This is a genomic window from Pantoea sp. sgz302252 (assembly GCF_047713085.1).
GTDB lineage: Bacteria > Pseudomonadota > Gammaproteobacteria > Enterobacterales > Enterobacteriaceae > Scandinavium.
This window is the reverse complement of record NZ_JBLFJW010000011.1, coordinates 127,057-143,699: the sequence shown is the minus strand read 5'-3', so window position 1 is coordinate 143,699 and position 16,643 is coordinate 127,057. Positions and strand designations below refer to the sequence as shown.

Annotated in this window: 10 protein-coding genes; 4 read left to right on the top strand and 6 right to left on the bottom strand. The window is 48.4% G+C overall.

Annotation, left to right across the window (positions count from 1 at the left end):
• Positions 1-409: 409 nt before the first annotated feature.
• Positions 410-2,827 (bottom strand): glycerol-3-phosphate 1-O-acyltransferase PlsB, encoded by a 2,418-nt coding sequence (gene plsB, locus ACLW56_RS11010; protein ID WP_330983820.1) that lies wholly within the window; start codon positions 2,825-2,827, stop codon positions 410-412.
• Between the two features lie 128 nt (positions 2,828-2,955).
• On the opposite strand from plsB, the gene ACLW56_RS11005 reads away from it, so the two are divergent.
• From ACLW56_RS11005 to dinF, 3 genes are all read left to right on the top strand, one after another.
• Complete coding sequence (locus ACLW56_RS11005; RefSeq protein ID WP_330983819.1) at positions 2,956-3,324, top strand: diacylglycerol kinase; 369 nt, start codon at positions 2,956-2,958, stop codon at positions 3,322-3,324.
• Between the two features lie 109 nt (positions 3,325-3,433).
• On the top strand, positions 3,434-4,042 hold the full coding sequence (gene lexA / locus ACLW56_RS11000) for a transcriptional repressor LexA (protein ID WP_330983818.1): 609 nt from the start codon (positions 3,434-3,436) through the stop codon (positions 4,040-4,042).
• 86 nt (positions 4,043-4,128) lie between these two features.
• Positions 4,129-5,487 carry an MATE family efflux transporter DinF gene (gene dinF, locus ACLW56_RS10995; protein WP_330983817.1) on the top strand — a complete coding sequence of 453 codons (1,359 nt, stop codon included), beginning with the start codon at positions 4,129-4,131 and terminating at the stop codon, positions 5,485-5,487.
• A gap of 198 nt (positions 5,488-5,685) precedes the next feature.
• Here the strand turns inward: dinF and ACLW56_RS10990 are convergent, their stop codons facing one another.
• Complete coding sequence (locus tag ACLW56_RS10990; protein ID WP_330983816.1) at positions 5,686-10,935, bottom strand: RHS repeat-associated core domain-containing protein; 5,250 nt, start codon at positions 10,933-10,935, stop codon at positions 5,686-5,688.
• 669 nt (positions 10,936-11,604) lie between these two features.
• Here ACLW56_RS10990 and ACLW56_RS10985 point away from each other — a divergent pair.
• Positions 11,605-12,354, top strand: a complete 750-nt coding sequence (locus ACLW56_RS10985) for a C40 family peptidase (protein ID WP_330983815.1) — start codon at positions 11,605-11,607, stop codon at positions 12,352-12,354.
• Positions 12,355-12,368: 14 nt separating this feature from the next.
• Here ACLW56_RS10985 and ACLW56_RS10980 read toward each other — a convergent pair whose 3' ends face one another.
• Genes ACLW56_RS10980 through ACLW56_RS10965 form a run of 4 tightly spaced genes read right to left on the bottom strand, consistent with a single transcriptional unit; the run spans position 12,369 to position 16,631 of the window.
• Positions 12,369-14,462 (bottom strand): flagellar biosynthesis protein FlhA, encoded by a 2,094-nt coding sequence (locus ACLW56_RS10980; RefSeq protein WP_330983814.1) that lies wholly within the window; start codon positions 14,460-14,462, stop codon positions 12,369-12,371.
• The gene (locus tag ACLW56_RS10975; RefSeq protein WP_330983813.1) at positions 14,446-15,585 is read right to left on the bottom strand and encodes a flagellar type III secretion system protein FlhB; all 1,140 of its coding nucleotides are present in this window, start codon (positions 15,583-15,585) and stop codon (positions 14,446-14,448) included. Before ACLW56_RS10975 ends, ACLW56_RS10980 begins: the two co-directional genes overlap by 17 nt.
• Positions 15,575-16,357: a flagellar biosynthetic protein FliR gene (fliR, locus tag ACLW56_RS10970; RefSeq protein ID WP_330983812.1), complete on the bottom strand. Its 783-nt coding sequence runs from the start codon at positions 16,355-16,357 to the stop codon at positions 15,575-15,577. Before fliR ends, ACLW56_RS10975 begins: the two co-directional genes overlap by 11 nt.
• 1 nt (position 16,358) lies before the next feature.
• Positions 16,359-16,631, bottom strand: a complete 273-nt coding sequence (locus ACLW56_RS10965) for a flagellar biosynthetic protein FliQ (RefSeq protein ID WP_330983811.1) — start codon at positions 16,629-16,631, stop codon at positions 16,359-16,361.
• Positions 16,632-16,643: the final 12 nt, after the last annotated feature.

The following is a 16,643-nucleotide window of genomic DNA, read 5'->3' as shown; positions in this document are numbered from 1 at the left end:
GCGCTTCTTACATAAGAAAAGTGCGGTCTGATGCCCTCTCCCCCGACCCCTCTCCCACGGGGCGAGGGGCGCAAACACTAAAAAAACCTCTCCGGTAGAGGTTTTTTGCTGTTTACCTTGTGCGGTCTGATGCCCTCTCCCCCGACCCCTCTCCCACGGGGCGAGGGGCGCAAACACTAAAAAAACCTCTCCGGGAGAGGTTTTTTGCTGTTTACCTTGTGCGGTCTGATGCCCTCTCCCCCGACCCCTCTCCCACGGGGCGAGGGGCGCAAACACTAAAAAAACCTCTCCGGGAGAGGTTTTTTGCTGTTTACCTTGTGCGGTCTGATGCCCTCTCCCCGACCCTCTCCCACGTGGAGAGGGCGCAAAGACTAAAAAACCTTCCCGAAGGAAGGTTTTTGCAGTTTACCTAGTCCTGACTGGCGCTCTCAATCGTCAAACGCACATCGGAAGTGATCAGCTCCGCCAGCATCTGGTAAACCTTCATGGTTTCCGCCGGTTCGGCATCGCCGGAGTCGCTGATAAAGCCCTCGTCACGCAGCGTCAGCACCAAGGTGCTGAATACTGCTTTGTCGAAGAACTCTGGCGCGTTGATGCCGTGCAGCACGGAGAGACGCTGTGCCACGGTGCGGCTTTCTTTCTCCAGCGTACTGCGGTTGATTGACGGGTTCGCGCTCAGCAGCCAGAAGGTGATGGCGTAGCGTTGCAGCGTCTCGCGCGCACCGGCTGCCAGCAACTGCAGCGTGCGGGAGTGAGACGGGTTAATGCTGACCGTGTCATTCTCAACCGTGACCAACTCCTGACGCTGCATTTCTGCCAGCAACAGGTCGATAACGCCCGCCAGTTCGGTTTTTTCCCAGCGCAGGAACAGCTCGGCTTTCAGCATCGGGTACAGGGTCTCGACGTGGCGAACCATCTCTTCGCGTGAGAGTTTACGATGCTGAGTGACAATCGCGGCCAGCAAGGACGGGATCATCAGCATATGCGTGATGTTGTTGCGATAGTAGGTCATCAGCACCGCCTGCTCGCGCGGCAGAATGATGATGTCACCGATGGTGTCTTTCTCCACTTCGAACTTATTCATCTGCAGCGCATGATCGATAAGTTCGTTGGCGCTGAGGGCAGGCACGGTCGAATCCTTCGAATACGGCACATTGCGCATCAGCTGCAGATAGCAGTCTAACTGCTGGGCGAGCTGTTCGCGGGTCAAAGAACGTTGACGAGAAGCCAACAGCGCGGTCACACACAGGTTCATGGCATTCGCCGCGCCTGCGTTGTTGATGCGCACCATCAGGTCTTCGGCAATGTTGTTCACCGTTGGCGTCAGCCAGGCCGGGCGAATTGCTTCAATCGGGTCGATAGACTCGCGCCATTCTGGCACGTGCTGATTGAGGTAGGTCATCAGCGGCATCGGTTCGCCAAAGTTCACATAGCCCTGGCCGAGATTACGCAGCTTGCTCAGGCCTTTCAGCATCTGAGGCAGGCTCTCTTTCTCTTTGGTCGCGCCACGCAGCTCTTTCGCGTAGGTGCCCACTTCCATCACGTGCTCGTAGCCGATGTAAATTGGCACGAGTGTGATTGGACGTGTCCCGCCGCGCAGCATCGCCTGAATGGTCATCGACAGCGTGCCGGTTTTCGGGTCGAGCAGGCGACCAGTACGGGAACGGCCACCTTCCACGAAGTACTCAACGGAGTAACCACGGCTGAACAGTTCGCCGAGGTATTCACGGAACACGGTGGAATAGAGCTTGTTGCCCTTGAAGGTACGACGAATAAAGAACGCGCCCAGGCGGCGGAAAATCGGGCCGGCTGGCCAGAAGTTCAGGTTGATCCCCGCAGCGATGTGCGGCGGCACCAGCCCTTGATGGTAGAGCACGTAAGAGAGCAGCAGATAGTCCATGTGGCTGCGGTGGCAAGGCACATAGACAATCTCGTGACCGTCGTGGGCCAACTGGCGTACTCGCTCGGCGTTGTTAACGTTAATCCCCTGATAGAGGCGGTTCCAGGTAAAGCCCAGGACGCGGTCTGTCAGGCGGATCATCTCGTAAGAGAAGTTAGCCGCAATCTCTTCCATCAGCGCAATGGCGTTCTGCTGCGCTTTTTCGTGGGAGATTTTCTTGCTGCGCGCTTCATCTTCAACGGCGCGGGCAATCGCTTTGGACGCCAGCAGCTTGTTGAACAAATCCTGACGCGCAGGCAGGCGCGGGCCTACGGCCGCCAGACGCTGACGGGCGAAGTGCGTACGTGCCACACGAGCCAGCTTCTGCGCAATAATTTTGTCTGTGCCGTGTTCGGTCGCCATGCGGCGCAGTGACACGGACGGCGAGAAACGCACGAAGCTGTCACGACCAAGCCAGGTGACGGCGAAGAACTTCTGGAAACCGTTCATCATGCGCAGTGGCGGGTTAACTTCGCCTTTTTCGCGCCCCGGAGAACGCCCAAACATCACCGAAACCGGCACCATCTGCACGTCGAGATCCGGGTTGCTGCGATGCAGGTCCAGATAGTTGTGGAACAGCTTGATGGATTCTTCTTTCGGCGTGTAATAAGTGAACGCGCGCGGCCCGCCGTGAATGAACACGTAACGCGGCAGCTCGGTTCCGTCGATCACCAGCGGCTCCAGCGGATCCGGGAGATCGTGCGCCAGACATTGGGCGCGTAACGTCAGCAGATCTGCCTTCGAGTTATAGGGCAGAACGTACATAATTGGGCGTGAGGTATCGAGTCCAAGTTCCTGGGCAGGATTTGCCGGAATGGACTTGCTTTTTACCAGCACGCTTAATGGTAAATTCAGTAATTTGTAGTAAATTCGTGGCCAGCCAGACATAAACGATGTAAAGCCTCTGGTTAATCATGCAAATGCGTCGCAAGGATAACAGAAAGTAAGCAGAATATCTGTTCTACCACTTACGGCGCGCAGGGACATTGACGTTAATAAATAAAAAGGTTCTTTTGATGGCCAATAATACCACCGGGTTAACCCGAATCATCAAGGCAACAGGCTACTCCTGGAAAGGTTTTCGTGCGGCGTGGAAGCACGAAGCCGCTTTCCGTCAGGAGGGCACCGCTGCCGTTATCGCCGTTATTATTGCCTGCTGGCTGGACGTGGATGCTATCACCCGCGTCCTGCTGATTGGTTCGGTGCTTCTGGTGATGATAGTGGAAATTCTCAACAGTGCGATTGAAGCGGTGGTCGACCGTATCGGGCCGGAGCATCACGAGTTGTCAGGGCGCGCGAAGGATATGGGGTCTGCCGCAGTTCTGCTGGCTATCTTTATTGCCGTCATCACCTGGGTGCTGCTACTGTGGTCGTATTTTCGATAGACGCCACATAATTACGCAACCGTCTGGTTTTTTGTGCGTTTTGCGGTTCCAAATTCGCCATCAACTGTATATACTCACAGCATAACTGTATATACACCCAGGGGGCGGAATGAAAGCGTTAACGACCAGGCAGCAAGAGGTGTTTGATCTCATCCGGGATCACATCAGCCAGACGGGCATGCCACCGACGCGTGCGGAAATTGCACAGCGCCTGGGATTTAAGTCCCCTAATGCGGCTGAAGAGCACCTGAAAGCGCTGGCGCGTAAAGGCGTGCTTGAGATTGTCTCCGGGGCTTCTCGCGGCATTCGTCTTCTGGTTGAAGAAGAAGCGGGCATCCCACTGATTGGCCGCGTGGCAGCCGGTGAGCCGCTGCTGGCACAGCAACATATTGAAGGCCATTATCAGGTTGATCCAGGCATGTTCAAGCCAAGCGCAGATTTCCTGCTGCGCGTCAGCGGCATGTCGATGCGCGACATCGGCATCCTTGATGGCGACCTGCTGGCGGTGCATAAAACTCAGGATGTGCGTAACGGCCAGGTGGTTGTCGCGCGCATCGACGATGAAGTGACGGTCAAACGCCTGAAAAAACAGGGCAGCACCGTTGAGCTTCTGCCTGAAAACAGCGAATTTTCCCCGATCGTGGTCGACCTGCGCGAACAGAACTTCTCTATTGAAGGCCTGGCGGTTGGCGTGATCCGTAACGGCGAATGGCTATAATCATCCTTTAGCCTTCTGCTTCGTGTTTTGAGTGGCGCAATTCTGGCGCCACTTCGTTTTACCTTTCCACTCTCACAGGTTTTCCGATGTCGCTATTCACTGCTGCGGACAAGGCATTGTGGCGTCTTGCGCTGCCGATGATTTTCTCCAATATCACTGTCCCTTTACTGGGGCTGGTGGATACGGCGGTGATCGGGCATCTGGATAGTCCTGTGTATCTGGGCGGTGTCGCAGTGGGTTCAATGGCGACCAGCTTCCTCTTCATGCTGCTGCTTTTCCTGCGAATGAGCACCACCGGCCTGACGGCTCAGGCTTATGGCGCGAAAGACCCCCAGCGGCTGGCGCGTGCTTTGGTACAACCGCTGTTACTGGCGCTGGCTGCCGGGTTCGCGATTGTCCTGCTTCGTACGCCGCTTATCGAGCTGGCGCTGCATATTGTCGGTGGCAGCGATGCGGTGCTGGAACAGGCAAGGCGCTTCCTTGAGATCCGCTGGCTCAGCGCGCCCGCTTCTCTGGCAAACCTGGTCTTACTGGGCTGGCTGCTTGGTGTGCAGTATGCTCGCGCACCGGTCATTTTGCTGGTGGTGGGGAATGTGCTGAACATCGTGCTCGATTTGTGGCTGGTGATGGGTCTGCACATGAACGTGCAGGGCGCAGCGCTGGCAACCGCGTGTTCGGAATATGTCACTTTCTTCATTGGCTTGCTGATGGTTCGGCGGGTACTGCATTTGCGTGGCATTTCGTTAGCGCTGTTGAAAGAGGCCTGGCGTGGTAATGTTCGTCGTCTGTTGGCACTCAACCGGGACATCATGCTGCGTTCGCTGCTACTGCAACTCTGCTTTGGCGCTCTGACCGTGTTTGGCGCGCGTTTGGGCAGCGACATTGTCGCGGTCAACGCCGTGTTGATGACCATGCTGACGTTCACCGCCTACGCGCTGGATGGTTTTGCTTATGCGGTTGAAGCCCATTCTGGGCAAGCATATGGCGCAAGAGATGACAGCCAACTGCTGCACGTCTGGAAAGCGGCGTGCCGACAATCCGGCTTAGTGGCACTGGCGTTTGCCATGATTTATGCCGTCGGCGGGGAGCACATTGTGGCGATGCTGACTTCTCTGCCACAACTGCGTGAGCTGGCCGATCGTTATGTTATCTGGCAGGTCATTCTGCCGGTGATTGGCGTCTGGTGTTATTTGCTGGATGGCATGTTTATCGGTGCGACACGAGGGGCGGAAATGCGTAACAGCATGGCTGTCGCCGCCGCTGGCTTTGCTCTGACCCTGTTAACCGTGCCGCTGTTTGGCAACCACGGATTGTGGCTGTCGCTGGCGGTGTTTCTCGCGCTGCGCGGGCTCTCTCTGGCATGGATTTGGCGACGTCACTGGCAACGCGGAACCTGGTTTTCACTCTCGTCGTCAGTTCTGGATCGGCATACTCCATTTTTTTGAAGCCCCCAGATGCAACCTGATTTAGATAGAGTTGGCTTGAGGTCAGTGGAGTTCGAAATGTTCAAAGTGGTGCATGATACCGATTATAATTGAGTTTTGTGGAGTATCTGTATATTCAGTCTTGATGTCAAAATACTGTAGTGGAGTCACCTGAAATACCGCAACAAACAGGTAACTCCACCAAATGTTCATTTCACACTACGCAAGTGGGAACATCGGTATTGCCTCCCCCATTGCAACTCCTGGGTTGAATTGTTTTAGCTTCATAAACCAGGGCGTTCCAAATACCGTTATCTTTGGATCCGTAAAAGTCCCCCCCACGATACTGAAGATTTTGCGAGAGGGGAAAGCATAGACACTCCTGTTCAGGGCAGTTGCAAGATTTTGTGCATTGTTACGTGCACCTGCTGGCGATCCACCACATGCAGCCAGAAAAATTGCACTGTCACTGTCGTCCAGGGCAGTGCTGTTAAGAACAGTGCGAGTAAAGTTTGCAAACTCTTCCACGCTTTTACCTTGATCCACCCAGCGCCCAGGATTGTTTGCAACCTCTACGGGGACCGCCAGGCTATCAATATTACCATGTGCTTTGACCATTCGAGTATTACGGCCATTGAACATGAACTTTCCGGAGATTGTATAGTTTGCCCCTGGATAAACTTTTTGAAACCCAGTGTTTATCTGGATAACTCTACTGGTTGAATATTTTTGCGCCAATCGCCATGTAACACGGTGTCCGATAAACATGATTGCCGGAAAACTTTCAAATAAGATGCCTGCCCCACCGAGTACTGCACTGGCAATGGTTAGCTGCTGAGCGACATTATCATCTTCCACTAAAGTCGCAGCAAGACCCGTCGCAGCACCAGCAACACCGAGGACACCTCCAGCCAGTGCTATACCACTCAACAGGAGTGGTGCCGACCCCAGAAGCGCAAGTGCACCAAGCCCAAAACTAAATATAGAAAGAACCAGTCCCAAAGAGGCAAACATTATTGCAACATCGCGTCCCTGCCCGGAGAGATCAGAGTAGGTTATGGGATCACAGATGCAATAATTGTAAGGGTTAATTCCACCCTTGCCGAAAGGACTCATAGCGTCATATTGCATAAAGCGCATCAACGAACTGTCGTACGCTCGTGTGCCATTTCCTAAATGATAAAGCTTTGTTAGATCATCATACCGGGCTCCTGCAAATCGGATGGGATCATAGGCCGCTGGAACTTCTGCATCCTTGATATAACCATAAGGGCTATATAGTAAAGGCGTAACTTCTCCTGGGGAGGGGAGCGAGCCATCGATTTCGCCAAACACCCCACCGAGGCGATCGCTGAATTGTAGTGTTTGTGTTTTCGTGTAACTACCTGAACCACCGCCCAGTACGTTCATCGTATCGACCCCGGCCGGAGTATGGATATAACTGGCAATGTGCTCATTTGTTGTTGATGTTGCCTGTTTTCTCCATGAGGTATCGAATATACTGTTGCTATAGCCAAAGCTGGTGCCATAACCACGCGATCTGACATCTTCTACACTCAATTCTTCACTACCCAATGAACCTTCACTATTGGATTGAAAGGATACAGTACGGTTCGACTCGAAAACTTTGGCTAATTTCTCAAATGAATCATACGCATAGGTGAACGAACGGTTACCCGTTGATTTTGTTATAATATTTCCAGATTCATCATAGCTAAGCATTACAGGTAAAGAAGGTTGGTACCCCGATTGGGATATTCTTATTAATTCAAATGGGTTTTTCCCTGCATATGTAAAATCTGTAATAGTTGTATTACTGGAACTCTCATCTACTGTTCTACAAGAGGAAATATTGTTGAACTTGTCATAAATATACTTATACCATGTGATGTTATATCCATTAGCGTTCGTAGGATAGGCTGTTGACAGATTTGAAATATCGGCAGTTATCAAACGCCCAAGATAGTCAAAATCGTATGTCGTTATCGTTGAATTCGCAGGGGTTGTGAAAATATCTTTCTTAATAACATTACCGAATCCATTAAATTCCTCTTTATGGTGTGCAAGCACCTTTCCGGTAGTATCAGAATAAACTTTATTTATAACACGTAGCTGATGATCATAAGAAAGTTCGAGTCTGTATACCTGATCGTTCCGATTCGACTGTTTAAAAATATAGGAAACATCCGATGGTAAATCTCCAGCCAGATAAAATACGCTGATTTCCAGATCGTTTCTCTCATCATAATTGATATAGATTTTACTCACTCGTCCTGCTGAATCATAACTATAATTGATGGTTTGGGACGGTCTTCCTGCAGATGATTTAATCATCTTCTTTATCCGTCCAGAAGTCGTACGCAGAAATTCATTCTTGTAGCTGCCGATAGCAAAACCATCAGTGACTGTTTCACTGATTACGTTCAGGTTTTGATCATACGTGATATCACGTATATTTTTTTTAGACCCGAGTGTATAGGTCTCTCTGATAAGCTTCACCGTATCTTTGTTATACTCGTATTGATATTTTCCTTCATTTCCTGGCATGGTAATTGTTGCAGGTAACGAATCAAATTCAGGGAAATAAGTATATTGAATAGCTCTATTACGCGGTGTTGTTTTTTTACTGGCTACCGTATATCCAGCTTCATATTCATATCGCGTCACGAAGCGATCTAGCTGATTGGGATTACGATCTTCTTGCGTCAAACGCCCCAAACCATCATAATTTAAATATCCAATGGTTGTATCGTCAATAGCCGTGCTTTCAACTTTAGGTTCCAGGCCATAAGGCCAATAATTTATTTTTGTCGTACGTACCTCGCTCTCCTCCTGTCCTGTTTCAGTCAATAAATTGGGGCGATCAAAAAAATCATACGCATATGTTTTTTTGACACTCTTAGTGCTAGTGCTATCTGTAAGTTCGATATCCTTTATGCGATAAAAGGTATCATAGTAATAGCAGGTTAAGGTTGCGACAGTCACGCCATCTTTTTTGTATTCATAATTTTTTACCGGACGTAATGAATAGGGATCAAAATCTGTCATTTCATAATTAAATTTAGTATTCTGTTCTGATACGGTAGTATACTCAATGAGTTGTGCATCTCCTATATTGAATCGACTGTATTTGGTAAAACCATCATGATAATTAGCCTGTCTTGGGTTACCCAGAACATCGTATATATATGAGTCAGTCAGACTTAAATTTCCTTCGGATCTGTTCGATAAAGGTACGTTATAGTCGTAGTGAGTTTCTAATAATAATTGCCCTTGAGTATCGAATTCGGCGACCATGAGATTTTGCCCACTAGCGACAAGCTTAACGACATTACCCATCGCATCATATATTTCCGTTACTGCGTTGACTTCGGGAGCATTTGTTGTTTTGCTGAGACATTTAGTCGTGCGATCATACTCATAACGGTATGTGGTCGTGCTCTCTTTATCCGTACCTTTAGCTCTTGTCACCGAAGTACTTCGTCCAAATGAGTCATAATTAATTTCAGTAATAACGTCAAGAGCATCTTTTAATTTTGTCGGCCAGCCAGTTAATGACATAGCAGTCTCAGAGTATGTCAACGTACTGTTGTCCCATCCGATCTGCGTTGTCGCTGTAGTAATTTCGTCACCCGCTGAAGATAAGGTGTAATTGAATGCCACCGTCGTGCCATTCATCTGAGATAAACGCAACGTGGTACTTTTCAGTCGTCCGCGATTGAAATTTTCGGATGCCGTTGATTTATAATATTCGTTCCAGATTACTTTATATCCTTCATTCCATCGCCCTCCGGTAATCTTTCTTTCTTCAGAATTACTTAATACGGTGTAGGGATAATTATCCTTATTGCTCACCGAGGTATAAAAATACTCAGATACAATGCCATCAATAGAAATATCATTTTGATATCTTTCAATAGAAGATAAATGTCGGACAAAACCATGAGGATCTGGAGGGCAATTATCAACAGCTCCAGATGAAGAATAATAAGTATATCTAAGTTTCATTTTTCCAGATTCGCTGCTGGAAATGATATTGCCATAACTATCGTATTCAGAACGGAACGTTGTGGTGCGAAGGTGAGAATCCTCAAGATCTGTTTCTTTGTAGTCTGTTTTTATCTGTACTGGCAGCTTATATGTTCGAGGTAAAGCTGTATAATCAAGAGAGGTGCTCCCATTGTATGTGTTTTTTACGGTAATCTCTTGAGCTAATACAGGAGCCACAAAATGATCTGCCACAAAATTACTGCGAATTAACCTGTGGAATTTATCATAAGTGTATTTTTTACTATACAATGCGACATCATCCAGGAAAAATTTTTCCGTTACCTCATAGATGTATCCAGATGGACATGAATATATGTTATCAATGGCATTATCATCCCATGATGACACGCCATTGTAGCCAAGAAAGTTATTAGAACCTGAGGTCGAGCCATAACTATATTCATGTTTCTCAGTTTTGGTAGCGCCAGTGCCAAGTGAACTCATTGAAAATGTATATAATTTCACGGTTGGTAGCGAAGCGAAAGGAGCGCCAGATGGTGCTAAGATATCTGAACTGTAATTTATTGTTTCGATAGCCTCCCCAAAAAAATTACTGGTTACCTGTGTGATTACGCGACAAGAATTTATTCCCGCATAGTTAAATGTAAGAATATCAATTGTTGGTGAAAGAGCCACCTGGCATTGCGTTATGCTTCTGAAATTTCCAGAAACTACAAGGGTTAATTTATTGGTGAGAGATGGCTTGTTTTTATAAACTTCAATATCTACATAATAGTAGATCTCATTACCACGCCGTGTAATGGATAATAAATCGTTGTTGAACTCATCGTAGATACGTTCGACGAAAGGTTCGATCGAGAACGTTTCTCTGAAATAGTATTGAACTGTCAGTTTATAACCATTTTCATGTCTGATTTCCGTAACATAGACGAAAGAATTATCTGATGTGACGGGGGTTAGTGTCTCAACCGTGCCGTCTTTATAGGCTACCTGATAAGCGCCAGTTGGACTGCTGAGCTGAGTAAGAACAAAATCCTGAACATCGACAGTCTCAACGGTGTAAATATTATCAGTCAGTTTAAGATCGACTACACGGCCGTCCCGTAGGAGCAGCTTCATGCGTGAGTTATCCTTAAAAAATTTGCTCAATCCCAGAGACCACCCTTTGCCAAATCCTTCATTTCTGTTAGAAAAATGATTATGGCGAAGTGAAAGCTCGATCGAAGGCCCTCTCTGCTGGTTTCCTGTCAGCCTGGCGATAGGAATAAAGTAGTTGAAGCTTCCTGTACGCGGATCAACTTCTCCTTTACGGAAACTCGCAAATGATAGAGCATCCGATTGGCTAAAATTTGCATTGTCGCTAGCTGCTGACAAATTAAAGGTACTCAACTCTGATGATGCCTGAACGTCAATATTACTGGAATTTTTTGGCGTTTTTTGGTTCAATGATCTATTCATGGTCTTGCTCCATTTAATATTAAATAAAACAGGGGGGGTTACCGTGGAAATAACCATTCATGACTGAGTTTAGGCTATCAAAGTAAAGCTTTCCCTATAGGGCATTTATACCATTATGGTGCCTTTAGCATGACTCCTTCAGGGCCAGAACATCGTCTTGTCTGTATAAATTACCGTTTTTTCCGTTTGTGTCTTTTGTTGTTAAGATGTTTATTTTGGTGTGATTTATTTCTGGAAATGCAATGCCTGGAGATAGACCTCCTTTCTTGAACGGATTGATCGTTTCTCTGTGGCTGTGTTATCATTTAATTAAACAATCAGGTGTAGACTTAATAAATTGAGCTGAATCGCACAATTGATAATTGAATCTCTGCTGGTAATGCAGATGTTTTCGAATTGTTAATAATATTGGTGTTCATATTCAGCTAGTGATATATGAACGTTTGAACTATGTCGATCTTTTTTTGTTAATTACGCTACCACTCCAGGCGTTGCTCCTGCTGTCAGTGAGCAAGTACCGAAGCCAGTGGTGCTTTCTCATTACTGTCCGGGGTTAACTTCTCCCTGTTCAGGGTTTCATTATTATTTATGATAAATAATAAATTAATTAATATTTTTTAAATGCAATCAGGTTAGAATAAGCTATTTCACTACACTGGTCACTATTTTATGTATTTGTCCTCCGTATCTGTTTTTTTTCTGTCGAGTTTGTTCTCGCTATCAGTGATTTATTCACCTGTTTCTTCCGCGAAAACGTCGTTTCCGAAAGATGATTCGCATATGAGCTATGCCGCACGGCAGAGAATGTATAATCGCATGCGGTTGCTTAAACAATATAAAGGAAAAATGAAAAAGCAAGCGGGTTATATTGCAGAAGGTCATTCAGAAAGTAAAAAAGCGCTTCGGTTACACAACAGAACACTGATAAAGCAGCACCCGGAATGGTATCCTGGGCCGTTAAAAGCCAGCGATCATCGGGAAGAAAATACCCACTTTCTCAGTAGCAACCATTTGCATAATGTAACTGAAGTCGCTATTCATCGGCTCGAACAGCAACTGGGTAAACCGTATGTATGGGGGGGAGCGGGTCCTGACCAGGGGTTTGATTGCAGCGGGCTGGTTTTTTTCGCTTATAATAAAATCCTTGCGGCCAGGTTACCCCGTACAGCCAATGAAATGTATCACTACCGCCGGGCTACCATTGTTTCTCATCGCGATCTACGCCGCGGAGATCTCCTTTTTTTCCATGTTCACCGACAGGAGATTGCCGACCATATGGGGGTTTATCTGGGGCATGGAGAATTTATTGAATCTCCGCGTACGGGTGAAAGTATTCGGGTGAGCCATCTGTCAGAACCGTTCTGGCAAGAACATTATCTTGGCGCTCGTCGTATTCTGACAGAAAATAATATTCTTTAGCTAAAGATACCGGGTTAATGTAATGCGCCCATAATGTTTAATTCAAGCTCATCCGGGACCTCATTATAAGAAAGAACACACAGGCCGGGTGAAAATAATCGGGCGTAGCGAGCCAGCAGTGGACGTAATTGTGGAGCAACCAACAGAACGGGATCTTTACCCGCCGCTTTCATTTGTTCTTTAATTTGCGGCATATTGGTCTGGAATTGATTCAGGATATTAGGATCAACCGGAACACTATCAAGTGTTACCTTCCCACCCTGCTGTGCCTGATTGACCACACTGGTAAGCAGGTTTTCCAGTTCGTTATTTAACGTGTAGACAGCCAGTTCTTGTTTGCGAATAAACGGATGCGTAATACTGCGACGCAGTGCAAGGCGTACGTCTGCCGTCAGCAGAATATGATCCTTTGTGGTTGCGCTACTGGAGACCAGCACGGTCGCTATGGTCACAATATCACGTAGCGGTACGCCCTCGATAAGCAACGCGCGGTATACTTTTAGCAATTGGCTGTAGTTCAGCGCGGTGCTCAGATCTTCCGCCAGGCGGGGAGCCATTGAAGAAAGACGGTGATGCAATTGCGTAATATCGTCGTAGTTGAACAGGTCAGGGATAAAGTGACGAACGACCTTATTCACATGGGTTGCAATGACGCTGGCGCTGTCAATAACCTGATAACCCATATTCAACGCTTTTGCTTTCTGCGCGGGCTGAATCCAGGTGATTGGCATTCCATAAGCAGGATCATTGCCTAAAACACCATCAATTTCGCCATACGTTTCGCTGGAGGGGAGAGCCATCAGCCTATCGGATGGGATATCTGCCTCACCCGCTTTAATGCCGTTGATAAAGATTGCATACTGACTGGGTTTCAGCCTGAAGTTTTCACGGATGCGAATTTCCGGTAATAGCACGCCGTTGGTATCAGAAATCACCTGACGTACGCCGCGAATGCGTTGCGTCAGAGGGTGCCCTTTTGATTTGTCGACCAGGGCGACCAGCCGGTATCCCAGACTCAGGCTGATAGGTTCAATCAAAGGGATAGTGTCCCAATTAACCAGCTGTTCAGTGGATTCCGTGATGGTTTTCGTCAGCGTATCGAGATTTTTTTCGTCTGCTTCTGCCGCTTTGGGTCGCTTACTCATGCGCCATGCGGTGGAGCCCAGCAGTCCGGCGAAAATCAGGAATGGGAAATGTGGCATTCCGGGAACAATCGCTAACACAAACATAATGCCAGTAGCGGTATAGAGCACCGAAGGGTTTGCCAGCAATTGACTGCGTGCGTCAGTTGCGATATCCCCACTATCACTGACGCGGGTGACGATAATCGCTGCGGCGGTAGAAAGCAGCAGTGATGGGATCTGCGCCACGAGACCATCACCAATTGTCAATAATGCATACTGCTGGAATGCGGCTTCGGCGCTTAAGTTATATTTAAAAATCCCAATACATACACCGCCAATCAGGTTTATCGCCAGGATCATCATGCCGGCGATGGCATCCCCTCGTACGAATTTAGAGGCACCGTCCATTGCACCATAGAAATCAGCCTCGCTGGTGACATCTTTACGACGTAGTTGCGCCTGCGCCTGGTTGATTAAACCTGCATTCAGGTCGGCGTCGATCGCCATCTGCTTGCCTGGCATGGCATCAAGCGTGAAACGGGCGGAAACCTCAGAAATACGCTCTGCGCCTTTGGTTACAACGATAAAGTTGATGATCATCAGAATAATGAACACCACAAAACCAACCACAAAGTTGCCACCAATAACGACCTGGCCGAAGGACTCAATCACCTTACCCGCAGCGCCAGCCCCCGTATGTCCGTGTAGCAAAACCACACGCGTTGATGCAACGTTCAGCGTCAGTCGCATTAGCGTGGTGATCAGCAGGATGGTTGGAAACAGGCTGAATTCCAGCGGTCGCTTCGCTGAAACGGCCACTAACAGAACCATTACCGCGAGCACGATGTTAAAGGTGAACAGAATATCCAACAGTGCCGGCGGCAAGGGGAGGATAACCATCGCCAGGATGCTCAGTATTACCAGCGGCACGCCGATATTGCCGTTGCGCAATACAGCCATAAATTGTTTAGTTATCTTCGGCATCCAGTTTAAGAACCTCTTTTGGAATGTTGATATGTCTGTTCAGCGTGGGACGTTGCTGTGAACCATCGCGCCAGTGTTTCATTTTCAGTACATACGTCAGGACGTGAGCAATCGCCCGGTAAAGCTGAGACGGAATTTGCTGGTTAATTTGGGTGGTGTAATAGACGGAGCGCGCAAGCCTCGGGAATTCAACCACCTCAATCTTATTTTCCGCTGCGACCTGGCGGATATACAGGGCAATCTCATCCGTTCCCTTCGCGACAACAAAAGGCGCAGCAGCGCGCGACAGGTCATACTGCAACGCCACGGCGTAGTGCGTCGGGTTGGTGATAACCACATCAGCTTTAGGGACTACTTTGCGAATTTGCCCCATTGCCATCTGGCGTTGTAGTCGACGGATCCTGGCCTTAACTTCGGGTTTACCTTCCTGATTTTTATATTCTTCTTTGACTTCCTGCCGGGTCATTTTCAGACCTTTGATAAACATTTTTTTCACAAGCGGGACGTCGATCAGGGCAAAAAAGATAAAGAGGATCACGAAATTGCGCATCACATTGCTGTAGAGCGACAGACCGTCAGCAATCGCCTGTTTAAAAAACAGTTCCTGTAGCCCCAGGAAAGAGACGAAATTATTGCGCAGAGTGATCCACAGCATAACCAGCAGGACCAGTGCTTTTAGGGCCATTTTGCCGGTATCGATGAAATGTTCGCCCGAAAACAGACGGCTAATTCCCTTAAGCGGGCTTATCTTGCTGAAGTCAGGGAGGATTTTTTTCGGCAGGAATAACCATCCTCCAGGCACTAAAGAGGCTGCCAGCGCCGCTACCGGCATCGGTAACAGCGTCAGAATAAATTTCGCCAGAATCAGCAGATGGTGCTGAAGAAACTGGCCAATGATGTCGGGATCGTTAATATTTTGCGCGTACTGATGCACACTGATAAAACTTTCCCGCACGAAATCTTCGTACCAGGGAAAACTGCTGGAAACCACCATAAAGGCCGCAAACAGACTGGCTGCAAGCCCCATGTCTTTCGAACGGGGAATTTGCCCCTCTTCTCTGGCTTTGCGAAGTTTCTGCGACGAGGGTTTTTCTGTTTTTTCTTCGCTACCGTTATCCGCCATAGTGCACCTTCAGCGCGTCGAGCTGTTGCAAAACGAAATTTGCCAGGTGCAGATAATGATCGGGCAGGTAATAAAGCAGAGCGGCAAAGCAGACCAGACCTGCCAGCATGTTGACTGGAAAACCCAATGAATACAGGTTTAGCGGTGGAGCGATGCGGTTAAGCAAACCAAAACAGACCTGGACCGTCAGCATGATAAAGGTGGTCGGTAGTGCAAGCAGCGTGGCTGATGCCAGCACCCAACCCAGCGCAAGTGAAATAGTCCGCAAAGATTGTGGATTCAGCGCGTTACCAATCGGCCAGTATGTAAAACCCTTAAACAAAATGCTGACCAGCAGGAGGTGACCGTCCATCGCGAAAAACAAAATTACCGCATAGACATTGATCAGTTCCGCGAGCACCGTCGTCGAAGCGCCGCTGCTCGGATCGTTCATCACGGCCATACTCATCCCCATATTAAAAGAGAGGATCTGGCCAGCCAGCTGTAGCGCCAGAAATAAAAATTGCAGCATCAGGCCGAAAAGCATTCCCCACAGGATTTGTTCCACCGTCAAAACAATACTGTTGAGCGAGAGCAGGTTGTCGGGAACGGGATGAGGGATCAACGGCGTGACGATCACCGCCAGCGCCAGCGACAAAATAATACGTACGCGTACGGTTAGCGCGGCGTTATCAAGAACGGGCACAAAACGAATGAAGGCCATAATGCGAACGAAGGGGAACCACAGTCCCAGCACCAGATCGGTTAGCTGCGTAATATCGGTTTCGCGCATGTCAGTGCACCAGTGCGGCGGCCTGAGCGAACAAATGAATACAGAGATCATTCAGTTGAACAATCATCCATTTGCCGCAGATCCCTAATACGACCAGCGTCACAATCAGGCGTGGTAAAAAACTCAGGGTTTGTTCGTTAATTTGGGTCACGGCCTGGAAAATGCTGATGAGAAGGCCGGTCAGCAGGCTGGGAACGACTAACACGCAGACCAGTATAATAACGACCTTGATGCCGCTGGCGACGATATCTGCTGCTACATCAATCGTGAGCATATTCGATCCCCT